Below are 17,088 nucleotides of genomic sequence, written 5' to 3' on the forward strand. Positions count from 1 at the left end.
CGGGGCACCGGCGTCGGTGCCCCGGCCCCCGTCGGCTCCGCGGCCTCAGGCCAGCGGCTTCGGCAGCGGCCGGGGATGCGCGGCGCCGGCGCGGCGCAGGGCACCCCACAGCCCCGCCGCGACAACCGCGGCAGCAGCGCCGAGCAGGCCCACCGCACCCGCGAGACCGCCGACCGCCGACTCCAGGGCGAGCAGCACCAGCGGGCAGACGAACGCACCGCCGAAGAAGGCCGACGTCCAAAGCCCCGTACCGCGGCCGCGGTCCTCGAACGCCAGGCGGGACATGGCACTGGTGAGGAGGGCGGGCAGCAACATGCCCGTGCCCAGGCAGTTGACCACCGCGCCGACGACCAGCAGGGGGACGCTGCCGGCGAGGAACATCACCCCGAAACCGGCGCCACAGATCGCGAAGACCGCGGGCAGCGCCACGTCCGGGGAGCGCTTCAGCCGGGCGAACACGAGTGCTCCGGCCACGGTGGCGGCACTCGCGATCGCCGTGGCCAGACCGATTACGCCGGGGTTCTCCACACCGAGGTCGTCGAGCAGGTACGCCATCTCCACCGGGACCGTGTAGAAGACCATCGCTCCGAAGAAGGTGAGGGCGCAGATCCCCGCCATCGGCCGCCAGGGGAACGGACGACGGGCCACGGCCACGGCCGGGGCCTCCTGGGTGGCCGCGCGGGCCGCCGGGTTGGGCAGAGCGGCGGCCATCAGCGGGGCGATCAGCAGGCTCACGGCGTAGATCCAGAAGGGCGCGCGCCAGCCGGCCGCGCCGACGGCGCCGCCGACCACGAAGAAGGCGGTGGCCGACGCGGAGGTGCACACGGCCTGCAGCGCCAGGTACTTCACCCGCTGCCGGCCGCTGTAGTAGTCGCCGATCAGTGTGGTGCAGCAGGTCATGATGGCGGCCTCGGCGACACCGACCAGGGCGCGGCTGCCGATGATCGCGCCCAGCGAGTCCAGCCAGAGCGGCGCCGTTCCGAACATGGCATACAGGACGGTAGCCACGATCAGCAGGCGCTTGCGGCCGAGCCGGTCCACGATCACCCCGGCGAACGGGGCCAGCAGTGCCAGCGACAGCGCCGGAACGGTCAGTGCGAGGGGCACCAGCGCCTTGGCCCCCGGAGTCGAGGCGAAGTGGTCCTGCATCCTCGGCAGCACCGGGGCGATCAGCACCGCCCCCAGGACCGGCAGACAGCTGCCCGCCATCAGCAAGGTCAGGCGCAGCAGATGCGCCGGGCCCGAGACGGCGACGGGTGACGGAGCGGGGTCGTCGACCGCGGTGGGAGACGGCGGCGGAACGGAACCGGGCATGGCGACTCCAGGGGACGGTGTACGGGAGCGGGCATGCCTTTCACGGGCGCCGACGGCGCACGGCATGCTGAGGACGGCCGCACGTTTGGCGGCTGATCCGACAGCGGCGTGCGGGTAGGGACGACTATGAGTGGTTCGGGGTCTTGTCGCCATCCTCTGCACGATCCGAATTCCGTATCCGGCCCATCCACACGGTGGATGGCCAGGCGGCTCTCCCAAGCCGAGGTTCAGTGACGGCTCGACGAGTCGTTTGAAATTTCAACCGCGAGCCGGTTAGGCTTGCGATCATGACCACGTCGCCACGTTGGCTCAACAGCGAGGAGCAGCGGGCCTGGCTGGCCTACATCGACTTCTCCACGCTGCTGGCCGACCATCTCAACCGGCAGCTCCGCCGGGACGCGGGGGTGACGCACTCGGACTACAGCCTGCTTGCCCACCTGTCCGCGGCCCCCGACCGCACACTGACCATGTCCGAGCTGGCCGAGCGCCTGAAAATCACGCGCAGTCGGCTCACTCATGCCGTGACCCGCCTCCAGCAGGCCGGTTACGTCGGCCGCCGCGACGACCCCGGCAACCGCCGCATTCAGCTCGCCGTCCTCACCGCGCGGGGGCAGACCCTTCTGGACCGGGCGGCCCCCGGCCACGTCGAGGCTGTACGCCGCGCCGTCTTCGACGCGCTCACCCCGGAGCAGGTGCGTCAGTTCGCGGAGATCGGCGAGAGGATCAACGGCGCACTTCAACGCATGGACGCCGGGGGCGACGTCCAGGAGGCACTACCTTGGCGCCGACGGTAGGGCGGCGTTCGCACGCGCTCCACCCCCTGCGCGAGGCTCGCCGAGATCGACGCCGCCACACGCGACGTCCCGATCCCGAAACCGGGCAGAGCGGCGACCCTGACGCCGCCATTGTCACGCTCCCCTTCCCTTGGCCGTCCTCCGTCGCCGTTCGTGGTCCTTCCCCGTGGCCGGGGGACGGGTTCAGCAATGCTGTCAACCGACGTCGAAGAGATTCGGCAGTCGGAGGAGGTAACGGGTGCGGTCGTGGCGTTTGATCCGCTCGAGCTCGGGGGCCCGGTACAGCGGGGTGACGGTGCAGCGTTCCGCGGCCGAACCGATCCGGTCCAGCAGGGCGTTGACGGCCTGCCGGGCCGAGGTGTTGGCGCCTTCCATGGTGGCCAGATCGATGGGCACGGCCACATAGTCGCCGGACAGGAAGAGGTTGGGGATCTTCGTGGCCGATCGCGGACGGTGGTGGAAGGTCCCTGTCGGATGGATGAGCAACTGCTCCTCGTTGACCGGGTTCGGAGTGCCGAGGCCGTCGACGGCCGGATCGAGGAACCAGGAGTGGAGCACGGAGTCCTTCAGGACCGTACGGCCGCTGTCGTTGAGCGCCGCCTTCAACTGCGCCCACACCTCGCGGGCGACTTCGGCGCGGGTGCACTGCTGGGCGGTCTTGCCGTACAGGATGCCCGGCTGGTCCCACTCGGAGACGTCCACGGAAAGACAGTCCGCGACAGTCCCGTCGCCGAAGTCGACAGGGAAGTCGTGGCCCGGCCAGTGCTGGGCCTGGGCGATCGCGGTCAGCGACCAGGGGGAGTCGATCAGGTCGAGATGGCCGTGCAGTATCGGCGTCCGTTCGGTCAGATAGAACTGGATGCCGGTCATCCAGTCCGTCTCCAGCCGGTCGCACTCGGCCAGTTGGGGATCGGCGGCGCGCACGGCGGAGTTCCAGGTGCGGCGGGCGTGCTCGACCGGCATGGCCGAGATGTAGTGGTCGGCGGTGACAGTCCGGCGGGCACCACCCGGGTCCTCCACGACGGCCCCGGCGATCCGGCCCGCGTCCAGGGTCAGGTCCCGTACGGTCCAGCCGATGCGGAACTCGACCCCGAGTGACTTCAGATATGTCACCCAGGGGTCGATCCAGGCCTCGTTGGTGGGCGCGTTGAGGATCCGGTCCAGCGATCCGTCCGCGCCCCGCCCGAGGAGGTTGAAGGCGAAGGCCTCCAGCAGGGTGGCGACGGTACGGGTGCTGGCCTCTTCCGCCTTGGTGGCCACGATGTTGCGGGTGATGCCGACGGCGAGGATCCGCTGGTAGTCGTACGACATCCGTCCGGCCCGTACGAACTCCCACCACGGCATCTGCTCCCAGGCCTCGTCGCGGCGTTCGTCGCAGCTGGTGAGGAAGACCAGGAAGCGGTTGGCGAAGTAGAGGGCCTCGTGGAGGGGGAGGTTGAAGGCGGTGTCCAGGACCGAGGTGAGGGCGCGGCGGATCTCGTCGGGGGTGAGTTCGGCAGGAGTGTTGCCGGGCCAGGGAAGCGGGATCCGGATGTCCTCGCGGCCCCCCGACCGGGCGAACAGCATCTCCTTGGGGGCGACGAGGTTGTCGTGGACACCGTTGGGGTTGCCGGGGAAGGGGATGCGCCGCATGGTGTCGGGCAGGTTGTGGTAGATGCCGGGGATGAAGCGGAAGCCGTGCTCCCCGGGCAGGGGCCCGCGGCCGCCCGTGCCGGTGCCCGGTACGTCCATGCTGCGGGCCTTGCCGCCCAGCGCCTTGCGTTCGTAGACCGTGACCCGGAAGCCGCGTTCGGCGAGTTCGTGGGCTGCCGTGAGCCCGGCGACGCCCCCGCCCAGGACGGCCACGGTCTGTGGGGCGGCGCCGTTCCGGGCCGCGGCCCGTTGGGAGGTCGCGAGGGCGACCCCGCCGCCGGCGGCCGCGGCCGAACCCAGGAACCCTCTGCGTGTGGTGCCGCCCATCGCTACCCCTTACCGTAGGTAACCACCGGCGCACGAGGATATGGGCGACGCACCGATCCCGGAAGACGACCAACGGAGCTTGGGCCTCTTTGGCTTGATGCCGCATCACCTCGGCGCACCCGACGGCGTGCGGCCAAGGCGTTCCAGATCCCACTGCGGCCAGCCGCATGCCGAAAGGCGGGGAAGTGTTGAGGTAGCGAATTTCATCCTGGAGCGGAGCAGCGACAGCGGACTCCGGTACGTGCTGGTCGAGACGATCACGCAGTCACGTGCAGGCGTACCTGCCAACAGGTGTCTGAGTCGGCAAAGGGCGCCGGAGGGGCAATTACTGTTTCAGGCGCCCGACTTGATGGTTCTAGAAGAAGCCCAGCTTCTTCGGCGAGTAGCTCACCAGCAGATTCTTCGTCTCCAAGCGGATGTGTTGGCCCGCCCAGTGCTACGGCGAGGTGGGCAGGTGCGGGGTGCGGAGCACGAGCAGGGTGATCTCGCTGGGGGCGAAGACGCGGAACGGCGGGCCCCAGAAGCCGGTGCCGCGGCTGGTGTAGAGGAGGGTGCGGGTGCCGTGGTGGCTAAGGCCGGCGAGGGCGGGCTGGTCGATGCGGACCAGGTGGTGGAAGGGCCAGATCTGGCCGCCGTGGGTGTGGCCGGAGAGTTGGAGGTCGATGCCGTCGGCTGCCGCCCGGTCGACGAACTTGGGCTGGTGTGCCAAGAGCAGGACGGGTAGGTCGGGGTCGGCGCCGTCCAAGGCTCCGGCGAGGTGGGCGCGGTGGCCTGCCAGGCCGGAGGACTCGGCGGTGACGTCATCCACGCCGGCGACCACGAGGGTGTCGCCTCCGCGTTCGAGCAGCAGATGACGGTTGCGCAGCGGCTCCCAGCCCAACTCGCCCATCAGGTCGACCCAGCCCTGGGCCTCGCTGTAGTACTCGTGGTTGCCGGTGACGTATACACGGGCCCGGGTGGCCCGCACGGTACCGAGTGGGACGGCCTGGGCGCGGCGGCGTTCGGCCGTGCCGTCCGCGATGTCGCCGGTGTGGCAGACCAGGTCGGCTTCCAGAGTGTTCACCGTCTCGCATACCCGCGCCGACCAGCGAGTGCGATCGAGCGGGCCGTAGTGGGTGTCGGTGATGAGGACGACGCGGATGCCGTCCAACCCGGCACCCAGCCGTGGGAGTTGCACGTCGAGTCGGCGCACGCGCGGCACGCGGCGGGCTTCGGCGTACCCCCAGGCGAGTAGTACGGCGGTTATGCCAAGGACGGCATAAGTGACGATTCGGGCCCGGTCCTGACTCTCGTCGACGCCGGCCACGGTCAGGGCGAGCCGCAATGGGACGCCGAGCAGAATGGACCAGGTGAACAGAACCCAGCTGGTGCCCAGCAGGGTGTCACCGACGATCGCCGCCCGGTCCTGCTGGCGCCGGCCGTGGCCGCGCACCATCGCGAGCGGCATACCAACGAGGCCGAGGGCGAACAGGGCCGTGCCGACCAGCGTGACGGGCATCGGCCAGTGCTGGCCGGTGTGCAGGAGCACCCAGCAGGGCACTGCCCACAGCAGGACGGGGGCGATCAGGGGGATGTAGCGCATCAGGTGGTGCAGTCGGCTCTGCCGCGGAGCTTGCGCTTCCCTGTCGGCGGGTCGGGTGTTGCTGGTGTCGGTCACGCTTCCCCTCCCTGACCAGGCTGCCGTCTCGCGCACTGTATCCGGTCGCCTCGGGCCGGCCGGACCGGCGTTCATGGGCGCGGCCCCTTGGAGCGAAGGGTTCTCTGCGGGATGGCAAGACTCCGCCGCAGACACCTCCCTTGGCATGAGCCGCGATCAGGGCGCTACTGCCCCGGCTTGGTATCGCCGCCAGTGGAGCGCGCGCCGGCGGGGGCCGGCGTCGGGAAAAACCGCATCGCCCGTGGGGTGGTCCGCGCGCTGGAGAGCCAGGTCGTCAACACCGCGCGGTACATGGGCCGGCCCGACCGAAGCCTGGCTCGTCCGAAGCAGCGCACCAGGCGACCCGCTGCGCCTGGGCCGCGCGCAAGCGCCACCGGCGGCGGCACCGCGTTACGGGATGGCCCTCGGGCTGGTGAGCGTCGCCCGACCCCGCGCTCCGTCGTCGTATGAGCGCTGACGTTGTCGCGTGACCCGGGCGGGCTCGGCCTTCCGCCGAGCCCGCCACGCCGGCTCCATACCGGAGCCGGACTCGTGTCACGCCGTCAGCGCTGCAGTGTCAGCAGACCCGGACGGTAGGGCAGGAGGCCGTAGTCACCGCCGGAGTTGGGGCTGCGCCCCTGGTAGAGCAACTGCAGCTTGCAGGGATCGACGGTCATGGTCTGATCGGCGCTGGTGCGGATCAGTTCGCCATGGCTGATGTCGTTGGTCCAGGTGGCGCCACTGTTGGCCTTGCCGGCGAAGGGATTGCCCTCGGTCGCGGCCTGGGGTGTCCATGAGCCGTTCAGACTGGTGGCCGTGAACGAGCGGAAGTAGCGGCCCTGCGAGCCGATCGCCTCGACGATCATGAGGTAGCGGTTCTGGCCCTGTAGCTTGTAGACCTGCGGGGCTTCGAACAGGTTGTTCGTCGTATCGCTCATGATCGTCGTGTACGACGAGCCGAAGCTGCCCGGGAAGTTCCCGATCGGCATACTGGCCCGGTAGATCTTGCCGTTGTCACCGGCGAAGAACAGGTACATGTTCGTCCCGTCACCGATGAGCGTCTGGTCGATGGGTCCTGTTCCGGAGTCGGGGATGCTTCCGGAGAAGAGCACCTGCGGGGATGACCAGCCATTCGGGTTGGTGGGGTCGCTCGACGTCCGGTAGGAGAAGGCGGTCCCGCCCCACTGGTAGGCGAGCACCCAGATGTTCTTCGGCGCGAAGTAGAAGAGCGTGGGCGCGACGGTGGAAGCTGACATCGTGTTCTGGCTGGCCGAGGCCATCTCCGACCAATTGGTGAACAGGCCGAAGTTCATCGAACCCCAACTCGTCCCCGTGTCGTGCGTCGTCGCATAGACGAGTTGCCTGCCGTTGTAGGGGACGACGGTGAAGTCCTTGAGCGAGACCCACCCCGGCTTGGGCTGTGCCAGCGCGCCCGTTGATGTCCAGCGGTATGTCGACGGAAGATCGCACGGGCCGGGATTGTCGCCGCCGACCTTGACGAGCTGCCACTGCTGGTTGGTGCCGCCCCAGTCGTCGTACTGGACGATGTTCGCGTTGTCGGCGGTGGAGGCGCCTTGTACTTCGAGGGCCTTGTTGCTGTGGCGCGAGATGAACCTCACGTAGCCATCCGAGCTGTCGGCCAGCCGCCACTGCTGGTTGGTGCCGTTCAGGTCGGCCCACTGGACGATCGAGCCGCCGTTCGCGGTGGACCAGTTGTGGACGTCCAGCACCTTGCCCGAGTGGCGGGACTTGATGCGGTAGTAGCCGCCCCCGGAATCGACGAACTGCCACTGCTGCTGGTTCTGATCGTTCCTGGTCCACTGGGTGATGCGGGCGCCGTCGTTGGTCGCCATGTTGTAGACATCCAGGGCCTTGCCGCTGTTGCGGTTGACCAGCACATACGAGGCGTTGGGGTCTACGGTCGCCGCGTCGGCGGGCTGGGCACCGAGGAAGGTGGCCACGAGCAGCAAGGGCGCAAGGACGGCGAGAAAGCGTCTCAGACGGACCGAGGACGGGTGGCGAAACCACATCAGAGAACCTCCTTTGGGGGCGGGGGTGAGGTGACCCCGATGAACCGCGGGGCGGAAGTGCCGGGGGAGGGCAGGGACAATCTCGAAACGTTTCGAAGAATTTCCGGATGCTTTGACGCCACAAGCTAGGAATGCGGGGCCCTTTGGTCAAGGTCTGTCGCCGATCTGTCCACAAACAGCGCCTCCCCTTTGGGTTTGACAGGCTGTCGCGCCGATGGGAAACACTCCGGAGTTTGCGATACGGCTCGCCAGTCCAAGGCGTCCGCGCGGAGGAGAGAAGTCGAGCAAGCGGCGTCCGCACACTCGTCCCGGCGCCGGCCCCGGCCCCGGCCCTACGGCATCCGCCGACGGCGGCGCCGGGGGTTCGCCGTCCGGCTCGCCGGGGTTCCGGAAATTTTCGGGCGAGGAACGGAAATTTTCTTCTGCGGGGAGTATTGACGATCCATCGTCAATACCTCAATCATCCCTGTCTGAGAAAGCGCGCATAGTTCGAGATATCGAACCGCGTCGGCCCTGAGCAACTGTGCTGCACGGCAGATCCACGCACAGCTGCACCGCAGATCCGCGCACCAAAGCACCTGCGCCACCCCGTTTCGTTCCGGTGAGGTTCGCACCAGCGCATCCTGGCTCTTCGCGCAGTTGGAGAGGTACGCGACGCCGCGTGGCGGTCCCCCGGCTGAGCCGCGATGGAGTACCCCCATGCCTGTGTCGAAACACCGCCGCCGCCCGCCGCCCGCCGCCCGCCGCCCNCGCCCGCCGCCCGCCGCCCGCCGCCCGCCGTACGTCACCCGGCGGCCGACCGGGTGCCGTCCGTGCCGGTTGAGATCGTCCCGGTCCCTTGACCGCGGTGTCCGGTGATTCCGTGCTGCCCGGGTTCCGGCCCGCCCCGTCCGTCTGCCGAGTGGGAGCGGACGACGCATCCCCCTGCGCTTCAGTCCTTCCGTGATTTCTACCTTGGAGGCACAGTCATGGGCTCGTATGCCCTTTCCAGACCCGTTGTCCGCCGGAAGATCCGCGGCCTGCTGTTGACTCTGGTCGTCGGCGTCCTCGGTGCGGTCGCCGCACTGGTCGCGCCGCCGACCGCACACGCCGCCGAGACCACGCTCGGCGCCGCGGCGGCGCAGAGCGGCCGCTACTTCGGCACCGCCATCGCCTCGGGCAGGCTGGGCGACTCGGCGTACACGACGATCGCCAGACGTGAGTTCAACTCGGTGACGGCCGAGAACGAGATGAAGATCGACGCCACCGAACCGCAGCGGGGCCAGTTCAACTTCACCGCCGGTGACCGCGTCTACAACTGGGCGGTGCAGAACGGCAAGCAGGTGCGCGGCCACACCCTGGCCTGGCACTCCCAGCAGCCCGGCTGGATGCAGAACCTCAGCGGCAGCACGCTGCGCCAGGCGATGATCGACCACATCAACGGCGTGATGGCTCACTACAAGGGCAAGATCGCCCAGTGGGACGTCGTGAACGAGGCCTTCGCCGACGGAACTTCGGGAGCCCGGCGCGACTCCAACCTGCAACGCACCGGCAACGACTGGATCGAGGTCGCCTTCCGCACCGCGCGCGCCGCCGACCCGGCCGCCAAGCTCTGCTACAACGACTACAACGTCGAGGACTGGACCTGGGCCAAGACCCAGGCCATGTACGCCATGGTCCGAGACTTCAAGCAGCGCGGCGTGCCGATCGACTGCGTCGGCTTCCAGTCGCACTTCAACAGCGGCAGCCCCTACAACAGCAACTTCCGCACCACCCTGCAGAACTTCGCCGCCCTCGGCGTCGACGTGGCCATCACCGAACTCGACATCCAGGGCGCCCCGGCCACGACCTACGCCAACGTGACCAACGACTGCCTGGCCGTCCCGCGCTGCCTCGGCATCACCGTCTGGGGTGTGCGCGACACCGACTCCTGGCGACCGGAGCACACGCCGCTGCTGTTCAACGGCGACGGCAGCAAGAAGCCCGCCTACACCGCCGTCCTCAACGCACTCAACGGCGGCTCCTCTACGCCCCCTTCGGATTCCGGACCGATCAAGGGCGTCGGTTCGGGCCGCTGCCTTGACGTGCCCGGCAGCAGTACCACCGACGGCACCCAGCTCCACCTGTGGGACTGCCACAACGGTACCAATCAGCAGTGGACGTACACCGCCGCCGGCGAGCTCAGGGTCTACGGCAACAAGTGCCTGGACGCCGCCGGCACCGGCAACGGCACCAAAGTCCAGATCTACAGCTGCTGGGGCGGGGACAACCAGAAATGGCGCCTCAACTCCGACGGATCCATCGTCGGCGTCCAGTCCGGCCTCTGCCTCGACGCCGTCGCAGGCGGCACCGCCAACGGCACCCTGATCCAGCTCTACTCCTGCTCGAACGGCAGCAACCAACGCTGGACCCGCACCTGAGGGGACCTGCCACAAACGAAAGGGTGAATCGATGAAGACCTACGGTGCGGTTTCTCCCGCCCCTCCACGATTACATCGCTGGTGGTCCCGGGTCGCCGCGGTGGTGGCGGCGACCCTCGCGATCGGCATGCTCGCCGCGGTGAATCCGGCGCCCGCCGAGGCAGCGACGGTGGACACCAATGCCTGGTATGTCCTGGTCAATCGCAACAGCGGCAAGGCGCTGGACGTCTCTGGCGCGTCCACCGCCGACGGCGCGCGGGTCAGCCAGTGGACGCGCAACGACGGAGTCAACCAGCAGTGGCAGTTCGTGGACTCCGGCGGCGGCTTCTACCGCCTCAAGGCCCGGCATTCGGGCAAGGTTCTCGACGTGGCCGGCGCCTCGAGCGCAGACGGTGCCGCGATCCAGCAGTGGGCCGACCACAACGGGGCCAACCAGCAGTTCCGCCTGGCCGACTCCGACGCGGGCCACGTCCGGCTGATCAACCGCACCAGCAGCAAGGCGGTGGAGGTGCAGGGCGCCTCCACCGCCGACGGAGGCAACGTCGTCCAGTACACCGACTGGGGCGGCGCCAACCAGCAATGGCAGATGATCAAGCTGTCGTCCGGTGGCGGTGGCGGATGCGGCAGCCCCCCGACTCTGGCGAGCGGTACGCACACGATTCAGAGCGGCGGTAAGAGCCGCAGCTTCATCCTCAGGGTTCCCGCCAACTACGACAACAACCACCGCTACCGGCTGATCTTCGCGTTCCACTGGCGGGGCGGAACCGCCGGCGACGTCGCCTCGGGCGGCACGAGCGGGAACGCCTGGTCCTACTACGGCCAACAGGAACAGTCGAACAACGGCGCGATCCTCGTCGCCCCCCAGGGCCTCGGCAACGGCTGGGCCAATTCGGGCGGTGAGGACATCACCTTCGTCGACGACATGATCCGGCGCATCGAGGGCAGCCTCTGTGTCAACCCGGCACAGCGTTTCGCCACGGGATTCAGCTGGGGCGGCGGTATGAGCTACGCACTCGCGTGCAGCCGGGCGAACGCCTTCAGGGCCGTCGCGGTCATCTCCGGCGCCCAGATCAGCGGGTGCAGCGGCGGCACCCAGCCCATCGCCTACTTCGGAATCCACGGCATCAGCGACTCCGTCCTCAACATCGGGCAAGGGCGGTCCCTGCGCGACAGATTCGTCAGCAACAACGGCTGCACCCCCCAGAGCCCGCGCGAGCCCGTGCCGGGCAGCCGAACGCACATCACCACCGCCTACTCGGGCTGCCGTGCCGGATACCCGGTCCAATGGGCCGCGTTCGACGGAGGCCACATGCCCGGTCCGGTCGACGGCTCCCCCGGCGAAAGCGGCGTCGCCACCTGGACCAAAGCAGAGATCTGGAGGTTCTTCGCACAGTTCCAGTGACACGCCCGCACCACGGAGTGGAGCCAGGATGATCCTGGCTCCACTCCGTCGACGTCTGCCAACGCAGCGGTGTCCGGTTCTCGCCAGTCCGCGGTAAATGCCTGGACTGAGAACCTCCCCTGACGGGAAACTTCCGACTTCCCAACCTCCGGGAGTGTGATGGGGACAACAGATACGCGAGGGCCGACGCCGGGCAGGAGCGCGGTCGTTCTGGCACTGCGCCGCTACGGCCGGGAACTGCTGCGACTACGACGGCTGGCCCTGCCCGCGCTGCTGCTGCCGGCCGTGGGCAACATCGGCATCCGCTACGTCGCTCCCCTGCTGATCGCCAAACTGGCAGGGCAGGCCGCCGACGACGGCGGTCTCACCCTCAGCTCGGCGCTGCCGTACGTGCTGGGCTTCGGCGTGACGCTGCTGCTCGCCGAGGCCGTGTGGCGGGTCGGGCAGCACTGCCTGAACCGCGTGGACGCCCTCGGCATGGAACACCTGTATGTGAGCGGCATGGACGAACTCCTCGCCAAGGACGCGGCATTCTTCCACGACAACTTCGCCGGCTCTCTGACCAAACGGGTGCTGAGCTTCGGCAAGCGCTTCGAGGACTTCGTCGACACGGTGACGTACCGGATCGTGGGCAGTCTCGTCCCCCTGGTGTTCGGTGCCGTGGTGCTGTGGAGCTACGAACCGATGCTCGTCGCCGGCCTTCTTGTGATGATCGCGCTGACCGTGGTAGCCGCGACACCTCTGATCCGTCGCCGGCAGAGGCTCGTCAACGACCGTGAGGCGGCGATCGCCCGGGTCTCCGGCCACGTCGCCGACAGCCTCATGAACATGGAGACCATTCGGGCGTTCGCGGCCGAGGGGCGGGAGGCCGACGAACACCGCAGCCGTGTCGCGGACTCCCGGCGCCTGACGCTGAGGTCGTGGGACTACGGCAATCTGCGCGTCGACACCCTGATCGCCCCCATGTCCGTGCTGACCAACGTGCTGGGCCTGTTGGTCGCCATCGCCTTCGGTGGCCCGGGCCAGGGAGTGGAGGAGGTCGTCGTCGCTTTCACCTACTACTCCAACGCGACCCAGATCATGTTCGAGTTCAACCAGATCTACCGGCGTCTGGAAAGCTCGATGACCGAGGCCGCGCAGTTCACGGAGCTGCTGCTGGATCCGCCCACCGTGCTCGACCCGACGGAACCCGAACCGCTCACACCGCGGGACACAGGCATCCGCTTCGAGGCGGTGACCTTCGCCCACGCGGGTGCGAAGCCGATTTTCCAGGGACTCGACCTGGACGTGCCGGCAGGCGCGCGGATCGGTCTGGTCGGCAGGTCCGGCGGCGGCAAGACCACACTCACCCGGCTCCTGCTGCGGATGTCGGACATCGACGACGGACGCGTCCTGATCGGTGGGCAGGACATCAGCCGGCTGCGTCAGACCGACCTGCGCTCACTGATCGCCTACGTCCCGCAGGAACCCGCCATGTTCCACCGCAGCCTGCGGGACAACATCGCCTTCGCCCGGCCCGGCGCCGCCGACGAGGAGATCCACGCGGCGGCCGCGGCCGCGCACGTCACGGAGTTCGCCGACCAACTCCCCGACGGCTTCGGCACTCTGGTGGGGGAGCGGGGAGTCAAACTCTCGGGCGGCCAGCGCCAGCGCGTGGCCCTCGCCAGGGCCATCCTGCGCGACGCCCCGATCCTGCTGCTCGACGAGGCGACCAGCGCGCTGGACTCGGAGAGCGAGCTCCTCGTTCAGGACGCCCTGTGGCGGTTGATGGACGGACGTACGGCCCTTGTGGTCGCCCACCGTCTGAGCACCGTCGCCGGCATGGACCGTCTCGTCGTCCTCGACCGCGGAAGCGTCGTCGAGCAGGGCACCCACGAGGAGCTGCTCGCGGCGAACGGTGCCTACGCCAAGCTGTGGCAGCACCAGTCGGGCGGCTTCCTCGGCGAGAGCACCGAGTCGGCCCCCGGACGCCCGGTCCCAGGAGCCGGTTCCAGCGGGCTGCCCGGACCGGCCGACCCAGCGCCGGACGGGGACCGCAGGACGTCGTCGCACGCTCGTACGAGCACCGGGTCCACGTGACCGAGTCGGTTTCCGGACATCCTCGACCGCAGGCCGCGTCACGCTGATACGTCCGTCGCATGCGGCAAACCGCGAAACGCCGAGGGCCCGGTCCGGGTATCCCGCCGCGGCCAGCCCCGGCCCACCTGTGCGAGGGCCAGGGCAAGGCCGGGCTCGTGGGCCGCCGGGTGCGCCACGGCCAGGCCTGGACGAGAGCGGCCGCCTCCTCGGCCGCGTGCAGGACGCGGTCGGGGCTTCGGCGTCGAAGATGTGCCGGCCCACTTGCTTCGCATCGCGGATACGCCTGGGGCCGTCGGCGCGGCGTAGCGCTCCAACTGGCCCGTGGCTGGTCCGGGAGCCGCGCAGATTCGCGGCGAATGGTGCTGGAAAGTTCCCGAGTGATCGCGGATAGTGACTGCGGGTCTGGGTTGCCTGGAGGGGCGAAGCTCCTCCAGGCAACCGCTTGAGGTTCTAGAAGAACCCAAGCTTCTTCGGGCTGTATGAACAAAGAATGTTCTTCGTCTGCTGGTAGTGGTCCAGCATCATCTTGTGGGTCTCGCGGCCTATGCCTGAGCCCTTGTAGCCGCCGAACGCCGCGTGCGCCGGGTAGGCGTGGTAGCAGTTCGTCCAGACGCGGCCTGCCTGGATCGAACGGCCCGCGCGGTAGGCCGTGTTGATGTCCCGCGTCCACACGCCGGCCCCGAGACCGTACAGCGTGTCGTTGGCGATCTTTATGGCGTCGTCGAAGTCGTTGAACGACGTCACCGACACGACCGGCCCGAAGATCTCCTCCTGGAAGATCCGCATGCGGTTGTCGCCTTCGAAGATCGTCGGCTGGACGTAGTAGCCGCCTTTCAACTCGCCGCCGTGCTCGATGCGTTCACCGCCGGTGAGGACCTTGGCGCCCTCCTGCCGGCCGATGTCCAGGTAGGAGAGGATCTTCTCCAGCTGGTCGTTGGAGGCCTGCGCGCCGATCATCGTGTCCGTGTCGAGCGGGTTGCCGGTCTTGATCTGCTCGGTGCGGGCGACCGCCGCCTCCATGAACTCGCTGTAGTGGCCGCGCTGGACGAGCGCCCGGGAAGGACAGGTGCACACCTCGCCCTGGTTCAACGCGAACATCGTGAAGCCCTCGAGCGCCTTGTCGCGGAAGTCGTCGTTCGCCGCCCAGACGTCCTCGAAGAAGATGTTGGGCGACTTGCCGCCGAGTTCGAGCGTCACCGGAGTGATGTTCTCCGAGGCGTACTGCATGATCAGCCGCCCGGTCGTGGTCTCGCCGGTGAAGGCTACCTTCGCCACGCGCGGACTGGACGCGAGCGGCTTGCCCGCCTCGACTCCGAAACCGTTGACGACGTTCACGACGCCCGCCGGCAGCAGATCCGCTATCAGGCTCAACCAGTAGTGAATGGACGCCGGGGTCTGCTCCGCGGGCTTGAGGACCACCGCGTTTCCCGCGGCCAGCGCCGGCGCGAGCTTCCACGTTGCCATCAGGATCGGGAAGTTCCACGGGATGATCTGCGCGACCACCCCGAGCGGCTCGTGGAAGTGGTAGGCCACCGTGTCGTCGTCCACCTCGCCGAGCGAGCCCTCCTGAGCGCGGATCGCCCCCGCGAAGTAGCGGAAGTGGTCGATGGCGAGTGGGATGTCGGCGGCGAGCGTCTCGCGGACCGGCTTGCCGTTCTCCCAGCTCTCGGCGACCGCGAGCTTCTCCAGATTCGCCTCCATCCGGTCGGCGATCTTGAGGAGGACGTCGGCACGGGCGGTCACCGAGGTGCGGCCCCACGCGGGAGCGGCGGCGTGTGCCGCGTCCAGCGCGCGCTCCACGTCCTCGGCGGTGCCCCGCGCGACCTCGGTGAACGGCTGCCCGTTCACCGGACTCGGGTTCTCGAAGTACTGCCCCCGCGCGGGCGGCACGTACTCCCCGCCGATGAAGTGGTCGTAACGCGCCTCGTAGGAGACGATCGCGTCTTCAGTGCCGGGCGCTGCGTAACGGGTCATGCGGCTCTGCCTCCCAGAGAAGCGCTGCCCGCCGTTGGGCAGCTCTGCGCGCGACGGTAGGCACCGGGAGGTTGCATGTACGTTGCGCGCCGGTGTGCCTGCTGGTGTGCCGGCGCTGGTCCGGGTGGCCAGTTCCGGTGCGAGGCGAGGCGCTGCCCGTCCGGATGCGCGCAAGCGTGCTCGAAACGTCAGCCCGGCGCCCGCGCGTGAAGTGCCGACTGCTCGTTCTCCAGCTCCTCCAGGCGTGCTCGTACGGTTGCCGTCGGCCGCGCCGCAGCGAGCGCCCGCCAGACGTCGAGGTCGTCCTCGCCCCACGGCGCGTGGGCCCAGTCCGCAAGCAGGTCCGGGTCGCGTCGGGCGACGAGCGCCGCGCGCAGCCCGTCGGCGAGCCTTCTGCGCAACCGCGCCACCGCCGGTGCCTGCGAACCGGGCAGCAGCGGACCCGCGTACGCCCTCACGGCCGCCGTGACCGCACCGGTGCCGAGCCTTCGCTCCACGACCGCGACGTCGGACTCGACCGGAACCGCCAGCCGATACGGCCGTGAGCCGAGCACCCCAGCACCGAGGAGACGCCGCAACCGGGCCAGTTCCGCGCGCAACGTCACCGGCGTCACCGACTCGTCCTCGTACAGCGCGCACAGCAGCTCGTCTCCGGTCAGCCCCTCCGGGTGCCTGGACAGGAGCACCAGGATCTCGCTGTGCCTGCGGCTCAGACGCAGCTTGCGGCCGCCCGCCAGGAGCAGTGCCTCGTCACGGCCCAGCGCCGTCAGTTCGAGCGCGTCGGTGGTGACCGGGGCCGGTGTGAGCAGCGCCAGCTGGGACTCCGCCGCACGTGCCACCGCCTGCACGAAACCCAGACTGTGCGGATGCGCGAGCCCGTCGCCGCCGGTGATGTCGACCGCGCCGAGCAGCCGTCCGGTGCGCGGATCGTGCACGGGAGCCGCCGCGCACGTCCATGGCTGCACGCGCCGGAAGAAGTGCTCGGCCGCGAAGACCTGCACCGGTCGATCGAGCGCCACGGCCGTACCCGGAGCATTCGTGCCGACCGCCGACTCCGCCCAGCGCGCCCCCGGCACGAAGTTCATCACGTCCGCCTTCTGCCGGGTCCCCGCGTGGCCCTCGACCCACAGCAGCCTGCCCTGCGCGTCGCACACCGCCAGGAGATGCTCGCCATCCGCCGCGAACGTGCCCATGAGTTCGCGGAACAGCGGCATCACCTGGGCCAGCGGGTGCTCAGCGCGGTACGAGCCGAGGTCACCGTCGGTGAGCTCCACGCACGCCGTGCCGTCCGGTCCGACGCCGGCCCGTGCAGATCGCCGCCACGACTCGGCCACCACGGAACGCACCGGCCGCGGCACCGTGCCCGCCTCCGTGAACGTCTCGTGGGCGGCGCGCAGCACCCGCACCCGCTGTGCGGGATCGGCCCCCGGCTCCAGGGCCACCCATGGATCGGTCAACTCGGCCTCCCCGGAATGCGATGCGGCTTTGGACATCGTCACCC

10 protein-coding genes are annotated in these 17,088 nt (G+C 69.1%); 4 read left to right on the forward strand and 6 right to left on the reverse strand.

Going from position 1 to position 17,088, the window contains the following annotated elements; genetic code table 11:
• Positions 1–45: 45 nt before the first annotated feature.
• On the reverse strand, positions 46–1,314 hold the full coding sequence (locus tag FGD71_RS39470; RefSeq protein ID WP_119105371.1) for an MFS transporter: 1,269 nt from the start codon (positions 1,312–1,314) through the stop codon (positions 46–48).
• A gap of 287 nt (positions 1,315–1,601) precedes the next feature.
• Between FGD71_RS39470 and FGD71_RS39475 the strand changes: the two genes are divergently transcribed.
• Positions 1,602–2,108, forward strand: coding sequence for a MarR family winged helix-turn-helix transcriptional regulator (locus FGD71_RS39475; protein WP_119105372.1), 507 nt, complete (start codon positions 1,602–1,604; stop codon positions 2,106–2,108).
• Between the two features lie 195 nt (positions 2,109–2,303).
• Here FGD71_RS39475 and FGD71_RS39480 read toward each other — a convergent pair whose 3' ends face one another.
• The 3 genes from FGD71_RS39480 to FGD71_RS39495 form a co-directional block, all read right to left on the reverse strand.
• The gene (locus tag FGD71_RS39480) at positions 2,304–4,067 is read right to left on the reverse strand and encodes a hydroxysqualene dehydroxylase (RefSeq protein WP_119105373.1); all 1,764 of its coding nucleotides are present in this window, start codon (positions 4,065–4,067) and stop codon (positions 2,304–2,306) included.
• Between the two features lie 436 nt (positions 4,068–4,503).
• Positions 4,504–5,724: a metallophosphoesterase gene (locus tag FGD71_RS39485; protein ID WP_119105374.1), complete on the reverse strand. Its 1,221-nt coding sequence runs from the start codon at positions 5,722–5,724 to the stop codon at positions 4,504–4,506.
• Between the two features lie 542 nt (positions 5,725–6,266).
• Positions 6,267–7,733 (reverse strand): non-reducing end alpha-L-arabinofuranosidase family hydrolase, encoded by a 1,467-nt coding sequence (locus tag FGD71_RS39495; protein WP_119105375.1) that lies wholly within the window; start codon positions 7,731–7,733, stop codon positions 6,267–6,269.
• 968 nt (positions 7,734–8,701) lie between these two features.
• Between FGD71_RS39495 and FGD71_RS39505 the strand changes: the two genes are divergently transcribed.
• The 3 genes from FGD71_RS39505 to FGD71_RS39515 all read left to right on the forward strand — a co-directional run bounded on the left by FGD71_RS39505 (position 8,702) and on the right by FGD71_RS39515 (position 13,613).
• Entirely contained in the window at positions 8,702–10,132 is a 1,431-nt protein-coding gene (locus FGD71_RS39505) for an endo-1,4-beta-xylanase (protein ID WP_119105376.1), read from the forward strand.
• Between the two features lie 31 nt (positions 10,133–10,163).
• Positions 10,164–11,534 carry an RICIN domain-containing protein gene (locus tag FGD71_RS39510; protein WP_420878391.1) on the forward strand — a complete coding sequence of 457 codons (1,371 nt, stop codon included), beginning with the start codon at positions 10,164–10,166 and terminating at the stop codon, positions 11,532–11,534.
• 159 nt (positions 11,535–11,693) lie between these two features.
• Positions 11,694–13,613 (forward strand): ABC transporter ATP-binding protein, encoded by a 1,920-nt coding sequence (locus FGD71_RS39515; RefSeq protein WP_119105378.1) that lies wholly within the window; start codon positions 11,694–11,696, stop codon positions 13,611–13,613.
• A 450-nt stretch (positions 13,614–14,063) separates the two neighbouring features.
• On the opposite strand, the gene exaC is transcribed toward FGD71_RS39515, so the two are convergent.
• Both exaC and FGD71_RS39525 read right to left on the reverse strand, forming a co-directional pair.
• A complete protein-coding gene (gene exaC / locus FGD71_RS39520) occupies positions 14,064–15,587 on the reverse strand; it encodes an acetaldehyde dehydrogenase ExaC (protein WP_119105379.1) in 1,524 nt (507 codons plus the stop codon).
• A 188-nt stretch (positions 15,588–15,775) separates the two neighbouring features.
• On the reverse strand, positions 15,776–17,080 hold the full coding sequence (locus FGD71_RS39525) for a GAF domain-containing protein (protein WP_119105529.1): 1,305 nt from the start codon (positions 17,078–17,080) through the stop codon (positions 15,776–15,778).
• Positions 17,081–17,088: the final 8 nt, after the last annotated feature.

Source organism: Streptomyces sporangiiformans, assembly GCF_005768555.2.
Lineage (GTDB): Bacteria > Actinomycetota > Actinomycetes > Streptomycetales > Streptomycetaceae > Streptomyces > Streptomyces sporangiiformans.

Coding starts and splice junctions, on each gene's coding strand:
- FGD71_RS39470 (WP_119105371.1), bottom strand. CDS start 1,314: ATGCCCGGTTCCGTTCCGCCGCCGTCTCCCACCGCGGTCGACGACCCC.
- FGD71_RS39475 (WP_119105372.1), top strand. CDS start 1,602: ATGACCACGTCGCCACGTTGGCTCAACAGCGAGGAGCAGCGGGCCTGG.
- FGD71_RS39480 (WP_119105373.1), bottom strand. CDS start 4,067: ATGGGCGGCACCACACGCAGAGGGTTCCTGGGTTCGGCCGCGGCCGCC.
- FGD71_RS39495 (WP_119105375.1), bottom strand. CDS start 7,733: ATGTGGTTTCGCCACCCGTCCTCGGTCCGTCTGAGACGCTTTCTCGCC.
- FGD71_RS39505 (WP_119105376.1), top strand. CDS start 8,702: ATGGGCTCGTATGCCCTTTCCAGACCCGTTGTCCGCCGGAAGATCCGC.
- FGD71_RS39510 (WP_420878391.1), top strand. CDS start 10,164: ATGAAGACCTACGGTGCGGTTTCTCCCGCCCCTCCACGATTACATCGC.
- FGD71_RS39515 (WP_119105378.1), top strand. CDS start 11,694: ATGGGGACAACAGATACGCGAGGGCCGACGCCGGGCAGGAGCGCGGTC.
- exaC (WP_119105379.1), bottom strand. CDS start 15,587: ATGACCCGTTACGCAGCGCCCGGCACTGAAGACGCGATCGTCTCCTAC.
- FGD71_RS39525 (WP_119105529.1), bottom strand. CDS start 17,080: ATGTCCAAAGCCGCATCGCATTCCGGGGAGGCCGAGTTGACCGATCCA.